21 protein-coding genes are annotated in these 16,866 nt (G+C 36.6%); 9 read left to right on the top strand and 12 right to left on the bottom strand.

What is annotated here, in order from left to right:
• Positions 1–7 precede the first annotated feature (7 nt).
• The 8 genes from BUE84_RS07435 to BUE84_RS07470 all read left to right on the top strand — a co-directional run bounded on the left by BUE84_RS07435 (position 8) and on the right by BUE84_RS07470 (position 7,283).
• A complete protein-coding gene (locus BUE84_RS07435; protein WP_238594385.1) occupies positions 8–1,123 on the top strand; it encodes an HmuY family protein in 1,116 nt (371 codons plus the stop codon).
• Positions 1,124–1,144: 21 nt separating this feature from the next.
• Positions 1,145–2,023, top strand: coding sequence for a hemin ABC transporter substrate-binding protein (locus tag BUE84_RS07440; protein ID WP_079241084.1), 879 nt, complete (start codon positions 1,145–1,147; stop codon positions 2,021–2,023).
• The gene (locus tag BUE84_RS07445; RefSeq protein ID WP_079241085.1) at positions 2,007–3,047 is read left to right on the top strand and encodes a FecCD family ABC transporter permease; all 1,041 of its coding nucleotides are present in this window, start codon (positions 2,007–2,009) and stop codon (positions 3,045–3,047) included. The genes BUE84_RS07440 and BUE84_RS07445 overlap by 17 nt, the downstream gene beginning before the upstream one ends.
• Positions 3,047–3,820, top strand: a complete 774-nt coding sequence (locus BUE84_RS07450; RefSeq protein WP_079241086.1) for a heme ABC transporter ATP-binding protein — start codon at positions 3,047–3,049, stop codon at positions 3,818–3,820. Before BUE84_RS07445 ends, BUE84_RS07450 begins: the two co-directional genes overlap by 1 nt.
• A 2-nt stretch (positions 3,821–3,822) precedes the next feature.
• Positions 3,823–4,473, top strand: coding sequence for a class I SAM-dependent methyltransferase (locus BUE84_RS07455; RefSeq protein ID WP_079241087.1), 651 nt, complete (start codon positions 3,823–3,825; stop codon positions 4,471–4,473).
• Between the two features lie 4 nt (positions 4,474–4,477).
• Positions 4,478–5,506 (top strand): hemin-degrading factor, encoded by a 1,029-nt coding sequence (locus tag BUE84_RS07460; RefSeq protein ID WP_079241088.1) that lies wholly within the window; start codon positions 4,478–4,480, stop codon positions 5,504–5,506.
• 118 nt (positions 5,507–5,624) lie between these two features.
• The gene (locus tag BUE84_RS07465) at positions 5,625–6,497 is read left to right on the top strand and encodes a ChaN family lipoprotein (RefSeq protein ID WP_079241089.1); all 873 of its coding nucleotides are present in this window, start codon (positions 5,625–5,627) and stop codon (positions 6,495–6,497) included.
• 150 nt (positions 6,498–6,647) lie between these two features.
• Positions 6,648–7,283: a peptide deformylase gene (locus tag BUE84_RS07470; RefSeq protein ID WP_079241090.1), complete on the top strand. Its 636-nt coding sequence runs from the start codon at positions 6,648–6,650 to the stop codon at positions 7,281–7,283.
• A gap of 61 nt (positions 7,284–7,344) precedes the next feature.
• Here BUE84_RS07470 and BUE84_RS07475 read toward each other — a convergent pair whose 3' ends face one another.
• The 4 genes from BUE84_RS07475 to BUE84_RS07490 form a co-directional block, all read right to left on the bottom strand.
• Complete coding sequence (locus BUE84_RS07475; protein ID WP_079241091.1) at positions 7,345–7,779, bottom strand: hypothetical protein; 435 nt, start codon at positions 7,777–7,779, stop codon at positions 7,345–7,347.
• A 153-nt stretch (positions 7,780–7,932) separates the two neighbouring features.
• Positions 7,933–8,358, bottom strand: coding sequence for an organic hydroperoxide resistance protein (locus BUE84_RS07480; RefSeq protein WP_079241092.1), 426 nt, complete (start codon positions 8,356–8,358; stop codon positions 7,933–7,935).
• The gene (locus BUE84_RS07485; RefSeq protein ID WP_079241093.1) at positions 8,359–8,793 is read right to left on the bottom strand and encodes a MarR family winged helix-turn-helix transcriptional regulator; all 435 of its coding nucleotides are present in this window, start codon (positions 8,791–8,793) and stop codon (positions 8,359–8,361) included.
• Positions 8,794–8,825: 32 nt separating this feature from the next.
• On the bottom strand, positions 8,826–9,458 hold the full coding sequence (locus tag BUE84_RS07490) for an NAD(P)H-dependent oxidoreductase (RefSeq protein WP_079241094.1): 633 nt from the start codon (positions 9,456–9,458) through the stop codon (positions 8,826–8,828).
• A 276-nt stretch (positions 9,459–9,734) separates the two neighbouring features.
• Between BUE84_RS07490 and BUE84_RS07495 the strand changes: the two genes are divergently transcribed.
• Complete coding sequence (locus BUE84_RS07495; protein WP_079241095.1) at positions 9,735–10,487, top strand: SDR family oxidoreductase; 753 nt, start codon at positions 9,735–9,737, stop codon at positions 10,485–10,487.
• 6 nt (positions 10,488–10,493) lie between these two features.
• Here the strand turns inward: BUE84_RS07495 and BUE84_RS07500 are convergent, their stop codons facing one another.
• The 8 genes from BUE84_RS07500 to BUE84_RS07535 form a co-directional block, all read right to left on the bottom strand.
• Positions 10,494–10,805 carry a hypothetical protein gene (locus BUE84_RS07500; RefSeq protein ID WP_145953223.1) on the bottom strand — a complete coding sequence of 104 codons (312 nt, stop codon included), beginning with the start codon at positions 10,803–10,805 and terminating at the stop codon, positions 10,494–10,496.
• A 69-nt stretch (positions 10,806–10,874) separates the two neighbouring features.
• Positions 10,875–11,834, bottom strand: coding sequence for a protein-glutamine glutaminase (locus BUE84_RS07505; protein ID WP_079241097.1), 960 nt, complete (start codon positions 11,832–11,834; stop codon positions 10,875–10,877).
• Between the two features lie 510 nt (positions 11,835–12,344).
• Complete coding sequence (gene lipB / locus BUE84_RS07510; protein WP_079241098.1) at positions 12,345–13,073, bottom strand: lipoyl(octanoyl) transferase LipB; 729 nt, start codon at positions 13,071–13,073, stop codon at positions 12,345–12,347.
• Positions 13,074–13,104: 31 nt separating this feature from the next.
• Positions 13,105–13,839, bottom strand: coding sequence for a tryptophan synthase subunit alpha (gene trpA / locus BUE84_RS07515; RefSeq protein WP_079241099.1), 735 nt, complete (start codon positions 13,837–13,839; stop codon positions 13,105–13,107).
• 87 nt (positions 13,840–13,926) lie between these two features.
• On the bottom strand, positions 13,927–15,105 hold the full coding sequence (trpB, locus tag BUE84_RS07520; RefSeq protein WP_079241100.1) for a tryptophan synthase subunit beta: 1,179 nt from the start codon (positions 15,103–15,105) through the stop codon (positions 13,927–13,929).
• Between the two features lie 4 nt (positions 15,106–15,109).
• Positions 15,110–15,655: a GNAT family N-acetyltransferase gene (locus BUE84_RS07525; protein ID WP_079241101.1), complete on the bottom strand. Its 546-nt coding sequence runs from the start codon at positions 15,653–15,655 to the stop codon at positions 15,110–15,112.
• Positions 15,652–16,161, bottom strand: coding sequence for a hypothetical protein (locus BUE84_RS07530; RefSeq protein WP_079241102.1), 510 nt, complete (start codon positions 16,159–16,161; stop codon positions 15,652–15,654). Before BUE84_RS07530 ends, BUE84_RS07525 begins: the two co-directional genes overlap by 4 nt.
• A gap of 19 nt (positions 16,162–16,180) precedes the next feature.
• Positions 16,181–16,864, bottom strand: coding sequence for a phosphoribosylanthranilate isomerase (locus BUE84_RS07535; protein ID WP_079241103.1), 684 nt, complete (start codon positions 16,862–16,864; stop codon positions 16,181–16,183).
• Positions 16,865–16,866 lie beyond the last annotated feature (2 nt).

A 16,866-nucleotide genomic window follows, 5' to 3' on the forward strand; every position in this document is an offset into this window, starting at 1 on the left:
TACTATTATGAAGTATCTAAAAATATTGTCTGTTCTTTCTATCATGGCTGCCACACAGTCTTGTTTATCTGCAGACGAAGATCCGGTTTCGGTTCCTCCTATGACAGGATCAGAAGTAAGTGTGCAAGTTGGCGGTCCTACAGAACCTAATCAGGTTTGGATCGATTTAAGTGATTATACCAATCCTGCGGTCAATAGCAGAACAGACTGGGACCTTGGTTTTTACACTGGCGATGCTTACAGAGTGATTATGAATGGGTCTCTTGCGATGACAGTGATCAAAATACCCAATGCTTCAGACATCAGTAAAGTAAAGGAAACTGATATTTCAAGTTTAAAAGATATTGCCCAGGTAGGAACATTTGATGCTGCCAACATGAAATACGTTGACAATCCGAACGGAGACTTCTTAAATCAAACTTCAGGAATTGATCCAATCAAAGAAAATGATGTTGATAATCCTGTCTATTTGATCAATCTGGGAAGAGAAATACCTTCTGCTGCCAATATCGGAGCTGGTTCTGTTTCATTGTCCGGTGATCCGAGAGGATGGAAAAAAATTCAGATCCTGAGAGCTCAGAATGGATATAAAATCCGTTATGCCGATGTGAATGCAACAGGAACAGATATCAAAGAATATCTTATTACGAAAGATACAGAATACAACTTCTCATTCTTCAACCTGAAAACAGGAACTCCTGTAAAAATTCAGCCTAAGAAGAAAAAATGGGATCTGGTCTTCACAACATTTACCAATGAAGTATTCATGGGACCTACTACCAGTGCCGGAAGTTATTTTTATGCTGACTTTGTAGCAACGAATACCCTGAATGGTGTGGGAGCTTATCAGGTAACGGTTACAGGAAGTCTTGATGCTGCTTACAATGCATTTAAACTGAAAGATGTAGAGGCTGCAAAATTTGTTTTCAATGACCAGAGAGCGATTGGTGATAAATGGAGAACCACTACCGGTACAGCATCCAATCCTGTTCCTTTTGTGTACGCAGACCGTTTCTTTGTTTTGAAAGATGCTGAAGGTTTTTATTTCAAGCTGAGATTCAATACCATGAAAAATACAAAAGGAGAAAGAGGATACACCAATTTTGAATTCGAACCTTTATAAATAATCAAATAATAGTATATCATGAAAAAATTCATCCTTGCAGCTTCTGTACTTGTAGCAGTATATTCTTGCAAAAAAGCAGAAGCAGGAGCAAAAGAAAATACTACAGAAACTACTTCTGAAGCACCAAAAACCAACAATAAAATAGTAACACTGAACGGAGGAATTACTGAAATCGTAGCTGCTTTAGGCCACGAAAAAGAAATCGTTGCAACAGATGTTACCAGTACTTATCCTGCCTCTTTAAAAGCAACAGCTAAAGATTTAGGACACATGAGATCAATGACGATTGAGCCGATCATGGCTGTAAACCCTACTTTGATTCTGGCTTCTGATAAAGATATCAACCCGGAACTAATGGGGAAAATCAAATCTTCAGGTATTAAAACAGAAGTTTTCAAACAGGAATACACCGTTGACGGAACTAAGAAACTGATTGAACAAGTAGCAAAAGCGATCGGAAATACAGATTATCAGAAATTAAACGATAAAATTGATGCTGATCTTAAACAGGTACAGCCTATTGCTAAAAAACCAAAAGTATTGTTCATCTATGCCAGAGGAAATATGCTGATGGTAAGCGGTAAAAATACCCCAATGGCTTCATTAATTACCCTTGCAGGAGGAGAAAATGCAGTCACTGATTTTGAAGATTTCAAACCATTAACACCGGAAGCCGTTGTAAAAGCTAATCCTGATGTATTGTTCTTCTTTGAAACTGGTTTACAGGGCGCAGGAGGAAATGAAGGTGCGCTAAAAATGCCGGGAGTATCTCAGACCAATGCAGGGAAAAACAAGAAAATCATTGCTATGGACGGAGGTTTAGTATCAGGTTTCGGACCAAGAGTAGGAGAAGCAGCAGTAGGATTAAACAAACTTTTAATTGAAAGCACAAAGTAAACTATACTTTTATCTTATTATAAGTGCGGTACTGCTTATCATTATAGCAGTACTGTCACTTAATACAGGGGTTTATGATTTTGGAGATAACTCTCCGTTCAGGGCACTCTGGCAATTTATAAAAGGAGATCCCCATTTATCATTGAGTGATAAATATGTGATTTGGGACGTAAGAGCAGCCAGAATTATCATGGCTATTTTAGTAGGAAGTATGTTGTCGGTTTCAGGGACGAGTCTTCAGGGACTTTTCAAGAATCCTCTGGCAACAGGAGATTTAATAGGACTTACATCAGGAGCAACGTTGCTGGCAGCTATTGCGATTGTTTTAGGAGGACATTTCAAAGAATATCTTCCTGAAGCTGTACAATTTTCACTGGTAGGAATAGCAGCTTTTATAGGTTCTTTTTTATCAATGATGTTGGTGTACAGAATTTCAACAAGCGGAGGAAAAACCAATGTGGTGATGATGTTGCTTACCGGAGTTGCGATAACAGCGATCGGCTTTTCGATAACAGGCTTTTTAATCTATATCTCAAAAGATGAACAGCTTAGAGATCTTACTTTTTGGAATTTAGGAAGTCTGGCAGCCGCTACATGGACGAAGAATATCATTCTGGCCATTGTTGCAATTATTGCTTACATTATTTTACTTCCAAAAGGAAAAGCATTGAACGCAATGATGCTGGGAGAGAAAGATGCACAACATTTGGGAATCAATGTGGAAAAACTGAAAAAGCAGATTATTATCATCGTGGCATTGATGGTTGGTAGCTGTGTGGCATTCTCAGGAACAATTGGTTTTGTAGGTCTTATTGTACCTTATATTTTAAGATTGTTATTCAAATCCAATTATGCTTTTATTTTGCCATTGTCAGCTATGTGTGGAAGTATTTTGTTATTGACGGCAGATACCTTCAGCAGAAGTATTGTAGCACCGTCAGAACTACCGATCGGGATTTTAACTGCCTTAATGGGAGGACCTATTTTTATCGCTATTTTGGTTAAATTTAAAAAATCACTGTAATGATCAAGGCACACCAGATTAATTATAAACATAAAGAATTTCGTATCCTGGACGGGGTAGATGTCTCTCTGGAATACGGTGAATTTCTGGCTATTGTAGGACCCAACGGAGCAGGGAAGTCAAGCCTTCTGAGCGTATTGGCAGATGAAGTGAAATCCGGCAATAACAAAGTTTTATTTAAAGATAAACCAATCAGAGAATGGAATATCAGAGAGCTTTCCAAACACAAAGCAAAGTTTTCACAACATAACAGCAACGATATTCCGCTTGAGGTGAAGGATGTAATCATGATGGGAAGATATCCGTATTTTGATGCCCAACCCGGAAAAGAAGACCTTGAAGCCATGAACAATATGATGTACGAAACTGATATTTTTCATCTTAAAGAAAGAGAATACAATACACTTTCAGGAGGAGAAAAACAACGTGTACACCTATCAAGAGTAATGGCACAGCTTGAAAATGAAATTGTGCATAAGCTGGTTTTTCTGGACGAGCCTTTGAATAATTTGGATATAAAACATCAGTACAAAGCATTGGAAATTATCAAAAATTTCACCAAAAAAGCCAACAGTGCTATTGTTGTTTTACATGATCTGAACCTTGCTGCACAGTTTGCAGATAAGATTTTATTAATGAAATCAGGACAGGTTTCCGCCTATGGAACACCAGAGGAAGTTTTTACTGAAGAAAATATCAGCAATGCTTATAACTTTCCCTGTACCATCTGCGGACATCCTATTACCAATAACCCAATGATCATTTTTGGATAACCATGGAAAAAGACGAACTCAAAATCCTCGCACAGAATCTTGCCAACCCTCAGGGGGAAAAAGGCATCGAGATTGGTGAAATGATGAATGCTACCAACATTAGCATGACGTTAGAAAGCATCAAAACACTTGTGATAGACGATGAGCAACAGATTCTTGAAATAGGACACGGAAATGCTGCCCATCTGAAAAGCTTAATGAGTCTTGCTAAAAACCTCAGATATACAGGAATTGATATTTCTGAGACCATGCACAATGAAGCTAAAAGGCTCAATAAAGAATTTGAAAGCGAAGCAGATTTTGTTCTGTATGAAGGCAAAAGGCTTCCTTTTCGGGATAAATCTTTTGATAAAATATTCACTGTAAACACGGTATATTTCTGGGAAAATCCGGTAGAATTTCTAAATGAGATCTACAGAGTTTTAAAAGATGACGGAACATTCGTTCTTACGTTTGGACAAAGAGTGTTCATGGAAAAGCTGCCGTTTACGGAATATGATTTTACCTTGTACAGCAATAACGAAATGGAAGAACTGGTCTCCAAAAGCCAATTTAAAAGAATGAAAACTTCTGAAAGAGAAGAAGAAATAAAAAGTAAAACAGGAAACGAAACAATACGAAGAATTTATACAATTTTAACCATAAAAAAGTAAAGTAATGAGCACATTAGTTAATGATTTAAAGGAAAAATGGGAAGCTCTGAAAGCAGAAAATCCACATATCAGAATAAGAAATGCAGCAGCACAGTTAGAAGTAAGTGAGGCAGAATTATTGGCAACAAGCATTGGAGAAGGCGTTACGGTCCTGAACCCGGATTTCCAGGGAATCCTTACAGAAGCTGAGCAATTAGGAAAAGTAATGGCTCTTACCCGTAATGATGAGTGTGTTCATGAAAGAAAAGGAACTTATCTGAACGGAGATTTCAGCAGCCCTCATGCACAGCTTTTTGTGGGTGAAGATATCGATCTTAGAATTTTCCTTAACCACTGGAAATTTGCTTTTGCAGTATTGGAAGGAGAGAAGAAAAGCCTTCAGTTTTTCGGAAAAGATGGTCTGGCACTTCACAAGATTTATCTGACGAAAGACAGTAATGAAGCTGCTTTCGATGCGATCGTAGAAAAATTCAGAGCAGAAGATCAGAATCAGACGCTGACTTTTGAAGCAGTAGCTCCAAAACAGGCTGAAAAAGCTGATTCAGACATTGATGTGGAAGGTTTCAAAAAAGCATGGACAGAATTGAAAGATACTCATGATTTCTTCATGATGACCAGAAAATATGGAGTAAGCAGAACGCAGGCATTAAGATTGGCTCCGGAAGGGTTTGCAAAGAAAATTGATAACGCTAAAGTAGTGAACATCCTTGAAGATGCTTCTGAAAAAAATACACCGATTATGGTTTTCGTTGGAAACAGAGGAATCATTCAGATCCATACAGGAAATGTGAAGAAAACACTTTGGCATCAACAATGGTTCAACGTGATGGATCCTGATTTCAACTTACACCTTGATGTAACAAAAATTGCTGAAGCATGGATCGTGAAAAAACCAACTGAAGACGGAGAAGTAACCGCTATCGAAGTATTTAACAATGAAGGAGACTTCATCGTTCAGTTCTTCGGAAAAAGAAAGCCTGGAATTCCTGAGCTTCAGGAGTGGAAGGACCTTGTAGCTGCATTAGAGAAATAATAATTAGATGATTTGAATGGGACCGTTTTGTTTGTAAAATTCAAAGCGGTCTTTTTTATGACAAGTAATCTGCAGCTACCAGAATATTTGTGTAATTTGGGATTAAATATAAAATATAATGAAGAATATTTTCATAGCGATACTTTTTGCCGGTTTCTGTTCATTAAAGGCACAGGACTTAAAAGCGTATCAATTTTATGATAAAAAAGGAAAAGAAGTAAAGACGGAAAAGCTGGTAAAAGAACTTTCAGATTATGATGTCGTCTTTTTTGGTGAGAATCATAATAGTTCTGTCAATCACTGGCTTCAGCTTAAAATTACAGAAGCATTGTTTGCCAAAAAGAACGGTCAGCTGATCTTAGGAGCAGAAATGTTTGAAAGAGATAATCAGAGTCAACTGGATCAATATTTAAATGGGAAATTTGATGCTAAAACTTTGAAAGATTCTGCCCGTTTATGGAACAATTATGCAACAGATTACAAGCCTCTGGTAGATTTTGCTAAGGATAAAAAGTTGAATTTTATTGCTACCAATATCCCAAGAAGATATGCCTCTCAAACGGCAAAAGAAGGCCTTGAATCCTTAAATAAATTAAGCGAAAAAGAGAAAACTTACATTGCTCAGCTGCCTATCAAAGTAACGTTAGATACTCCTGGATATCCGGAAATGAAAAAGATGATGGGAGATCATGCAGAAGGAACAAAAGTGATGAATTTCATTTCAGCGCAGGCTACAAAAGATGCTACAATGGCTGAATCTATCCTGAAAAACTTCCAGGCCGGAAAAACATTCATCCATTACAACGGAAACTATCACAGTAAAGAATTTGGGGGAATCTATTGGTACATCAAACAGAAAAATCCTAACCTGAAAATGGCGGTAATTTCTGTTTTTGAATCAGACGATCCTGAACTGAAAGTTCCAGCCAAAGACTATATCCCGACAGATTTCAATCTGATTATTCCGGGTGACATGACGAAGACTTTTTAAACTATTAAAAGACAAAAATATTCAATAGAAACGGGCTTTAGCCCGTTTATTTTTTTATCAACTTCTATTGGCTTTAGCCAAAACTTAAATTCATGGATTAATAATCATTTTTATTCTACAATATTTACCTTTGTTCTATATTCAAAAAATATGAAGAAATTACCCATCCTGCTGATCTTTTTTACCGGACTGTTCACTGCACAAAAACTGACTTCCCATGAGCTTTCCATCATAAATCAGGGAGATGTAAGTGCTGCATTACCCATCTATCAGACTACGGACAATAATCAGCATCAAACATTGCTGAATACTTCTTCAGAAGCAGATCCTCTTGATCCCAATACAGCTGTTCTGGTAAAAAGAATGAAAGAATCCCTTCTTTCAACAGATGGTGGAGTAGGAATTGCGGCTCCTCAGGTTGGAATTAACAGAAAGATCATCTGGGTACAGCGTTTTGATAAGGAAGGAACTCCGCTGGAATATTTTATCAATCCGGTAATTGTATGGCGTTCTGACTTGCAGAATCTTGGTCCTGAAGGTGATTTGTCTATTCCCGATTTCAGAGATCAGTTTTACAGAAGCAAAGTCATTCAGCTGGAATATGTTGATCTCAAAGGACAGAAATATTCAGAAATTGTAGAAGGTTTTACAGCAGTTATTTTTCAACATGAAATCGACCATCTTTTCGGAATTCTGATTTCCGATAAAAAAGAAAAAGAGAAAAATGATTCCTATAAAAAAGTAGATGCCTATCAGAAAAATGATGTAATGAAAGACAGAAGGTAATGATGAATTACAAGTGATGAATGATGATAAGTTGTTATAAGGTTAAGTACATTTCTGTTTCCTAACCATATTTTATAATAAAATCTTCTCCATCTTCATAATCTGCGGGATACACATAAGTAATTACCCCGATATCTGATTGTAAAACTTTTTTTAGCTTATTGAAGTACATATCCCTTTTCTCTACCGTCGTATCCACTGTTAAGCTCATGATAAGCCTGTCATCATCTGTAATATTAGCGCCCACCATTATTTTGTCCGGATTATCATGATATTTATTCCAGTAAAAAGTTTGGTCAAGGGCAGGGTTTTCGATGAAATAACCAACCATTTCGTCTTCTGTTTTAAAAATATATTTTTTATCATGCCTTGGGTAGGTATAATTAAGATTTAATTTTTCATAACCGGGAAGGAAGGTGTTCAGAACGAGATCTATTGTCTTTTTTGATTTTTGTCCTGCATATACCTGACAAACAATATCTATAATGATTTCCATCAGGTAAAATTACTCTATTTTATACAAAATTATTAGCTGAATAATCAATTACAATAATAATCATCTGAGAAATCTGTGGGAAAATAAAATAAAAAGGAGCTGTTTCCATGGAAACAGCTCCTTTCGTTATAACTATGCTTAAAAAAAATTGGATTAATCGTTGTTGGTTACTGCAAGCTTCACCTCCATATTATTTCGGGTAGCATTAGAGTAAGGGCAGATCTGGTGTGCCTTTTCTGTCAAAGCCTGTGCTTCTTCAAGAGAAACTCCGGGAATGTTAACATCTAATTCTGCAGCCAGTCCGAAACCTCCATTCTCAAGTTGGCCTATGCTTACCTGAGCAGTAACTGTTGTTTCTCCGGTTTTCACTTTAGAAAGACTGATGACCCTGTTCAGAGCACTGTCGAAACATGCAGAATATCCTGCTGCAAAAAGCATTTCAGGATTGGCAAAATCATCATTTGCTCCTCCCAGACCTTTTGGCAATCTTACATCAAGTTCCAAAACTCCGTTTTCACTTTTCACATGTCCGTTTCTGCCTCCTTTTGCAGTAACCTGAGTGGTATATAATGTTTTCATTTATTTTTCTATTTTGTTTAATATTTTTAGTACTGTGTCTTTAAGGTGCAGCAGCTCCTCCGGTTGTATCCCCAGTTTTTCCTGAATTTTTCCCGGAATTTCACAAGCCTTCTGCTGAAGCTGTTTTCCTGCTTCGTCTAAAAATACTTCAACCACTCTTTCGTCCTCTTTTTTTCTTTTTCTGTTAATAAATCCTTTAGATTCCAGCCTTTTAAGAAGAGGGGTTAACGTACCACTGTCCAGATACAGTTTTTCTCCGATATGGGTTACCGTAAGTCCGTCACCATCCCATAATATCATCATCACAAGATACTGCGGATACGTAATGCCCAGTTCATCAAGAAAAGGACGGTAAAGCCCTGTAATCTCTTTGGCAATTACATATAACGGGAAGCAAATCTGGTTTTCTAGTTTGGGTGTTTTCGGATTTTCCATAATTTTTGAGTACGAAAGATTCGATGAAGGTATTACTTTTTTATGATAAATTCATCCATTGGAATTCTGACTTTTTTCATAGAAGAAAGCCAGTCATTAGCTTCGTCACGGTATCCAAGATATAAAAGAGTTACACTTTTTAATCCTAGTTCTTTCAATCCCAATACTTCATCCACCACAGCATTGTTGAAACCTTCTGCAGGAGTACTGTCAATTTTAAGTTCTGCAGCCTGTGCAAGAGCAATTCCTAAGGCAATATAAGTCTGACGGGCAGTATGGGCAAAATGCTCTTCAGCAGTCTGTGCTCCGTACATTTTTTTGATGGTGTCAGTATAGCTGCCGAAACGTCCTCTCGGAAGGTCTCTTACATCGGTATGATAATCGTAAACTTTGTCAATTTTTTCATTAGAATAACTGTCCCATGCTGCAAAGACCAAAACGTGAGAAGAATCTCTCATTACTTCAGGGTTTAAAGCACCTGCTACCATTTTTTCTTTCAGTTCCTGGTTTTCCACTACAATGATTCGGAAAGGCTGCAATCCGGATGAAGTAGGAGCTAGTCTTGCTGATTCTAAAATAGTATTAAGGTCTTCCTGTGAAACTTTTTTGGTAGGATCATAAGCTTTTACAGCGTGTCTCCAGTTTAAATTTTCTATTAATGACATTTTTATTTTGTTTTTAAATTAAACTACTTTGTGTTTTATCACCTCTATTTTAATGTTGAAGTAAATTAACAGTACAAATGTACGTTCAATTTAATTGTGCGCAATTTAATTTTGAAAGATTTTATTGATGGCAATTATTGATAAACTTAAAAAGGTAATAAATGAAGATGATAATGAGAAATTTTTTAGTTTCAGTTTTAATCATTTCAACATGATTCGGATTTTTTCAAAGCCTTTGAATTCCAATCTTTGCCATAGAATTTTAAACTAAAAACAATGCAAAGATTTAAAAACAAAACGGCCTTAATTACGGGAGGAACCAATGGAATGGGTTTGGCTACCGCTCAGAAATTTATAGAAGATGGAGGAAGAGTGATTATTACAGGGAGAAGTGAAGAAACAGTGAATAATGCTTTGGAAAAGCTTGGAGAAGATGCTTTCGGGATTGTATCCAATGCAGGAAATATAAAAGATCTGATGAATCTTCAGCAGGAAGTCAGAAAATATTCAGTGCATATTGATATGGTCTTTGCCAATGCGGGATACGGAAGATTTGCTCCGCTGGAATATGTAGATGAAAACCAGTTTGATGAGCTTTTTAATATGCTGGTAAAAGGCCCTTTTTTTACAGTACAGCAGGTATTACCATTGATGAAAAGAGGAAGTTCCGTTATTTTCAATACTTCAGTAGCTACGGAAATTGCCATGCCTAATTTTTCAGTCTATTCTGCAGCCAAATCAGCAGTACAGTCGTTCATTAAAACTTTTGCAGTGGAACTTACAGAACGTGGCATCCGCGTCAACGGAGTGAGCCCAGGGCATATTAAAACCAATATTTTTAATAATACAGGCTTAACGGGAGAGCAGATTGAAAGTGCCATTGATGATATTATTCCTACTATCCCTTTTAAAAGGCAGGGCGAACCGTCAGAAATAGCCAATGTAGTTCTGTTTCTCGCTTCAGAAGAAGCTTCATACATTCACGGAGCAGAAGTGAAAGTGGATGCCGGGATTTCTGTGATCAGATAATCCGGATTATTTGACCTCTTTAATTTCTTTGATGATATTAGTTTTATTTTCAATGCCGATATTATAGGTCTTACCTTTTTTTAAGCTTTGGGTTGCTTTTTCCATTAGGCTTTTGTATTCCGGTGATTTTTTTGAAAGATAAAAAACCTGTGCACTAATTCCAATAGCGACACGCACCACTTCATTCGGTTTATCGGGATCTTCCATGATGTTGGAAATAGTGGCATTATTGTACCATGTCAAGTTCTGTGAACTGGAATTACCGGAACAGGATGTAATCATAATAAATAGTAATAGTAGATAGGACCAGGCTTTCATAATAAAAGAGATTAAGTAAAAAGCTCCTGCAATATATCAAAATACATGCAGGAGCTCTATATAAATTAGTTAAAATCCACAGCTTGCTACACTAGGTGCTGGGGAAGGAGAACATCCTGACAGGGATGAGAATATGTTTAATACACAGTTGGTATTTACATAATTGTTATCATATAATAAAGATCCTGATGGACTTCTGTAGTATACGTTTCCTGCTGTATTGGCATAAGAAGAAACAGAAGCAGATCCACAGCTTGTATTGGTACATGCAGCTCTCCATGCAGCGTCAGTTACAGGTCCGCTGGAGAATAATGATGGGTCAATGATTCTTTTTTCAACAATTCCTGAAGCATTTTTGAAGCTTACCAAAATGGCTACGTGATATACCCACGAAACGCAGCATGTTCCTGTAGATGCTCTAAGGTTACCATACACGAATTGTTTTTCACAGTCATAACCTGCATTCAAAAGGATTTGTCTCATTTTGTGTGCTCTTGCATAGCAGCCATCCACAGGATATCTGAATGTAATACATGGTGAAGATGCCGTAGAAGTTCCACAAGACTGGTTTTTAATCTGCGTAAATAAGCTGTTCAGTGTTGCCAGGTTAGGAATAACACTCACTGCTTTTTTGCTGTCTCCTCTCTCTTCTTTATTGAAAACAGATTTGAAATAACGGATGTCATCAGCTGTTGCTTTTTCAACCTTTGCTATTTCATTAGAATTAGCTTTCAGAAAAATCTGAACAGGCGTTTCATTTTCTACAGCTTCTTTGATCATGGAGATAAATCCCGCATTTTCTTTGGTATCCTTAATTTGATAAGGTTGAGCGGAAACCATAAAGGAAACTCTAAATTTTCCATCTTCTTTTTCAATCCCTACCGGAACAGTTTTACCAAAGTCTTTCATTGCGATTTCATTAGACTCTTTAGCAACAAGATTGGGATCCTGATTGGCACCTGAATCCGAACAGGCATTGAATGACAGCATCGTCACGAATACCATCATGGATAACAGAAATTTTTTCATAGTTTTTATATTTTGGTGGTTAATTTTCAGTGAACTTTTTAACTGTAATAGTTCACTATTTTGTGAGATTAAAAGTAATAAAAATTAAAATACATGCAAGAGTTTTTTTGAAAAAAATAAATAATTCTGTTGTTTTATTGATTTTATGATATTGAAAAGGCAGAAAAATGATAATTTTTATAGAGATGTTCAGGGAAAATAGAAAATTATTAAAATAATATTTTTTTGATTCTTGCAGTCTGAATTCCTACGGAATAGACAAGTTGGATGGATAATTTATCACTAGAATACGGATGTTTTTAGTACGTATCTTTTCTTTACTCGCTTTGTCATTCTGTAGGAATCTGAACTCCTATTTTATCTTCATTCATTATCACAAGCTTTCTGTGTCTGGATTCCTGCGGAATGACAAACGTTGTGGATAGTCTAAGCGAATAAAATAACATTATCATATAATAAACCCGGTTTCAACTATTGAAACCGGGTTTATTATATTGTAAGTAAACTTGACTATTTGTAAATCAGTTCTGCCTGAAATACCTCTGCAAAATGTTTTCTGATCTTAGCCTTGAGTTCCTCCATTTCTTCAGGAGTTAATTCTCTTTCAAGTTCTCTTTTTAAAGAAGTAACCTGCTTGTCTTTGATTCCACACGGAATGATGTATTCAAAATAACGCATATCCGTATTTACATTCAGTGCAAAACCGTGCAGGGTAACCCAACGGGAAGCTTTCACTCCCATAGCACACATCTTTCTTGCATAGGGTTTTCCTACATCCAGCCATACTCCTGTTTCTCCAGGTGAGCGTTCTCCTTTAATCCCATATTCGGCAATGGTTCTGATGATTACTTCTTCCAGATTCCTCATATATAAATGAATATCAGTGAAAAAGTTTTCAAGATCCAGAATAGGGTAGCCTACAACCTGTCCGTACCCATGATACGTAATATCTCCGCCACGGTTTACTTTTACGAAAGTAGCATCAATTTCTTTCAGCTTATCAATACCGGCCAACATATTTTCTTCGTGCCCGCTTTTTCCCAAAGTATACACGTGAGGGTGCTCTACAAAAAGAAGGTGATTGGGCGTAGTACTATGCTCCTCTGCAGGAAGATCCCTGTTTTTTATTTTGGTGTCAATGATATTTTTCATCAGCTGTTCCTGATAATCCCAGGCTGGCTGATATTCTTTGACTCCTAAATCTTCAAATTCTACTGCTTTATTTAGATTTGTATTCATTTCAATTTTTGATATACAAATTTAGTGATTTTTACCCTTTTATGGAATGGATAAAATCTATAGCACTTTTCTTCCAGTCTCTATCCTGAAGCAGGATATTTACAAAGGCTGTTCCGATAATACCACCGTCTGCTTTTTCTGTAACATTTTCAAAATCTTCTTTCGATTTGATCCCAAACCCAATCATCACCGGATTTTTGAGTGGAAGAGAAGCTACCCTGGAAAGGTAGTCCTCATTTTTTACAACGGCATTTTCATTACCTGTTGTAGAAGAAGAGCTTACTGCATACAGAAAACCTGAACTTAAAGAATCCAGATAAATCATCCTTTCATCGGACGTTTCCGGAGTTATCAGAAAAGTGAAATTAAGATTATACCGCTTTAAAATATGTTGATAATTTTTCTCAAACTCAATAGGAGGAAGGTCTGGAAGGATCAATCCTGAAACACCACTTTCCGAACATGCTGCACAGAATTTCTCAAATCCGAAACTTAAAACAGGATTGATGTATCCCATCAGAATAATCGGAATTTTGATTTCATCTTTGATGGCTTTCAGTTGAGATAAAAGCTTTTCGATAGTCATTCCGTTTTGTAAAGCAAGCTCGTGCGCTTTCTGGATCACGGGTCCGTCTGCCACAGGATCAGAATAAGGCATTCCGATTTCGATCATATCTGCTCCGGAATCCTGAATCAGTTTTATAATATCAGCGGTATCTTCCAGATGAGGAATTCCTGCTGTGAAGTATATATTTAGTTTTTTCATTTTTTATTGTATTAAAGTATAATGTATAAAGTATAATGTATTGAAAGTTAGGATAGGAAATACATTGTACATTTTACATCCGACATTTTACAGATTTTTCAAATACGTTTCCATATCCTTATCTCCACGGCCGCTCAGACAAATAACGACAACATCATTTTCATTAAATTTTTTCTTGTCCAGAACAGCCAGCGCATGAGAACTTTCCAGTGCCGGAATAATTCCTTCCAGTCGGGTCAGCTCAAAAGCACATTGTAAGGCTTCATCATCATTAATACTAAAGAATTCGGCTCTTTTCTCTTTAAATAAATGCGCGTGAAAAGGTCCGATTCCAGGGTAATCCAGTCCTGCGGAAATAGAGTGGGGCTCTATCACCTGTCCGTCTTCCGTCTGCATCACAAGGCTTTTGCTTCCATGAAGAACTCCAAGCGTTCCTAAAAAGGTAGTCGCTGCAGATTTCCCTGAATTGACTCCCAATCCTCCGGCTTCAGCAGCAATGATTTTCACTTCTTTTTCCTCTACAAAATGATAAAAAGTTCCCGCAGCATTACTTCCTCCACCTACACAGGCAATCACATAATCTGGGTTTTCTCTTCCGATTTTCTCTTGAAGCTGTTCTTTAATTTCTTTTGAAATAATACTTTGAAATCTTGCCACCAGATCCGGAAAAGGATGAGGTCCCACAACGCTTCCAATCACATAATGAGTGGTCACAGGATTGTTGATCCAGTCTCGTAATGCTTCATTCACCGCATCTTTCAGCGTTTTTGAACCTGAAGTAGCTGCTACAACTTCGGCACCCAGCATTTTCATTCTTGCAACGTTTGGGGCCTGTCTCTGAATATCAATTTCTCCCATATAGACGATACACTCCAGCCCCAGTAAAGCACATGCTGTAGCGGTAGCAACACCATGTTGTCCTGCTCCGGTTTCAGCAATAATCCTTGTTTTTCCAAGACGTTTTGCCAGTAAAACCTGTCCCAGAGCATTATTGATCTTGTGAGCTCCGGTATGGTTGAGATCTTCCCGCTTCAAATAGATCTGTGTCTGGTATTTTTGACTTAAGTTTTTAGCAAAATAGAGTGGAGTAGCTCTTCCTACATAATTTTTCAGCAAATCCTGATATTCAGCCTGAAAATCTTCAGATTCTATGATTTCAAGATAGTTTTTTTGCAGTTCTTCTACATTAGGATAGAGCATTTCGGGGATGAAAGCACCTCCAAACTCTCCATAATATCCGTTTTCATCGGGGTTTTTATAATTCATTTTTTTATTCTTTAATAGTTAAATAAGCATTGTTTTGTGCACTCAGCTGGTTCAGTAGTTTTTTTCTTTCCTGTGAAGTATGAAAAATCAAAATATCATCATCTTCAGAATTTACCCACTCCGAACCGATACTTTCTTTGATCATTTTGGCTTTGTCGTGGAGAATTTCTATATCACATTTTTCATAAAAGGAACGGAGATCTGAATGACAGAAACCAATCGTTTCCAAATTTCTCCGAATGACGTTTTCCTTGAAATTCTTTACCAAAGCTGCACCATATCCTTTCTTTTTATGAGTGGCTACAAGTCCTACAGCTTCTGCAAAAGTATATGCTGTGTCTGCTATTTGTAAGGTAAAATCAAAATTTACCCTCAAAACTGCCAATATATTTTCATCTTTATCCATCAGAAAATGAAATTCCGAATCTTTGAAAAACATCCGGAAATAGGGAGATTTCATGGTGTTCCATGCAGAAATGTCCCAAAGTTCAAGAATATGTTTTATCTCGGTTTCCGTTAGATCTTTTGTTTCTTTTATCTGATATTTCATGGGTTTAAACTATTAATAAATGTGAGGTGATAATCGTGCTGTTGTTTAGTAATCAGTTTTTTATAATATAATAGTTCTATTTTGTGCATTAAATCAATTAAGGTTGCTTTATCTATTTTCGACTGATACATGGTAATGGCAATTTCCAGATTGTCAATCAGATAATAAGGATCGGAATCTTCGTAAAGCAGAAATATTTTAGCATAAATCAGTCCCAAGTCATATTTTATACTTGATCTGACATGGGTTTCCAAAAATTTATCTGAAATAATGACCAGATAATAGCTGTTCCATAAGCTGATTCTTTCAAAAAAATACTGAATATCACTTTCTTCAAAATCTTTTATAATACAAATGAAATCGGACAATAATCCACCCACTTCCCAATGTTCTGTAGTACTGTCGTTCTGGGCAACAAAGTGGTATAGATCCTGGATTTTTTCATTCCCAAATTTGGGTGGAAATAATGTTTTATAAAATGTCTTCTTTAGCAAATGTATATTCATCCTTGTGTGTTTTTATGTGTTATTTATTTTGCTGATATAAAGTTTTAAACTTTTTTATGCTGTTAATATTTTTATTTCCGGGCTCTGTTTCAAATTTAGAATTGATATCCAAAGCAAAAGGCTGTTGTTTCAATGTATTAATATTCCCTATATTTTCCTCAGAAATACCGCCGCTTAAAAAGTAGGGCAGTGGAATTTCAAATTCATTCAGAATATTCCAGTCGAATTGTTTTCCCGTTCCACCAAAGGCTTTGCTGTCAGTATCGAATAGGTAGTAGGTAACAGGTTGCAGGTTGGAGGAAAGAGTTTGTGCTATTTTATCTTTGTTGTCAGAATCAATATTTTCTATTCTAATTGCTTTAATGATTCCAACCTTAGGATTCAGTTTTTGTCTTAGTTCAGCAATAAAATCATTATTTTCATCACCATGAAGCTGTACAAAATTTAAATCTGCGTGCTGAACGATCTTTACAATGATATCTACTTCTTCATTGACAAAAACGCCTACTTTTCCCTGATGATCAATGGTTGATATCTCTTCCAGCCTCAGATGATTCAAAACATATCTCGGTGATTTTTTGTACAAGATGAAACCAAGAAAATCTACTTTCATAGAAATCAATTCCTGAATCTGATCCGGTTTTGTAAGACCGCATACTTTAAGTTGAGGTGGCAGGTTTGAGGTTGTAGGTTTGAGGTTCATCG

The sequence above is a fragment of the Chryseobacterium indologenes genome (assembly GCF_002025665.1).
GTDB lineage: Bacteria > Bacteroidota > Bacteroidia > Flavobacteriales > Weeksellaceae > Chryseobacterium > Chryseobacterium metallicongregator.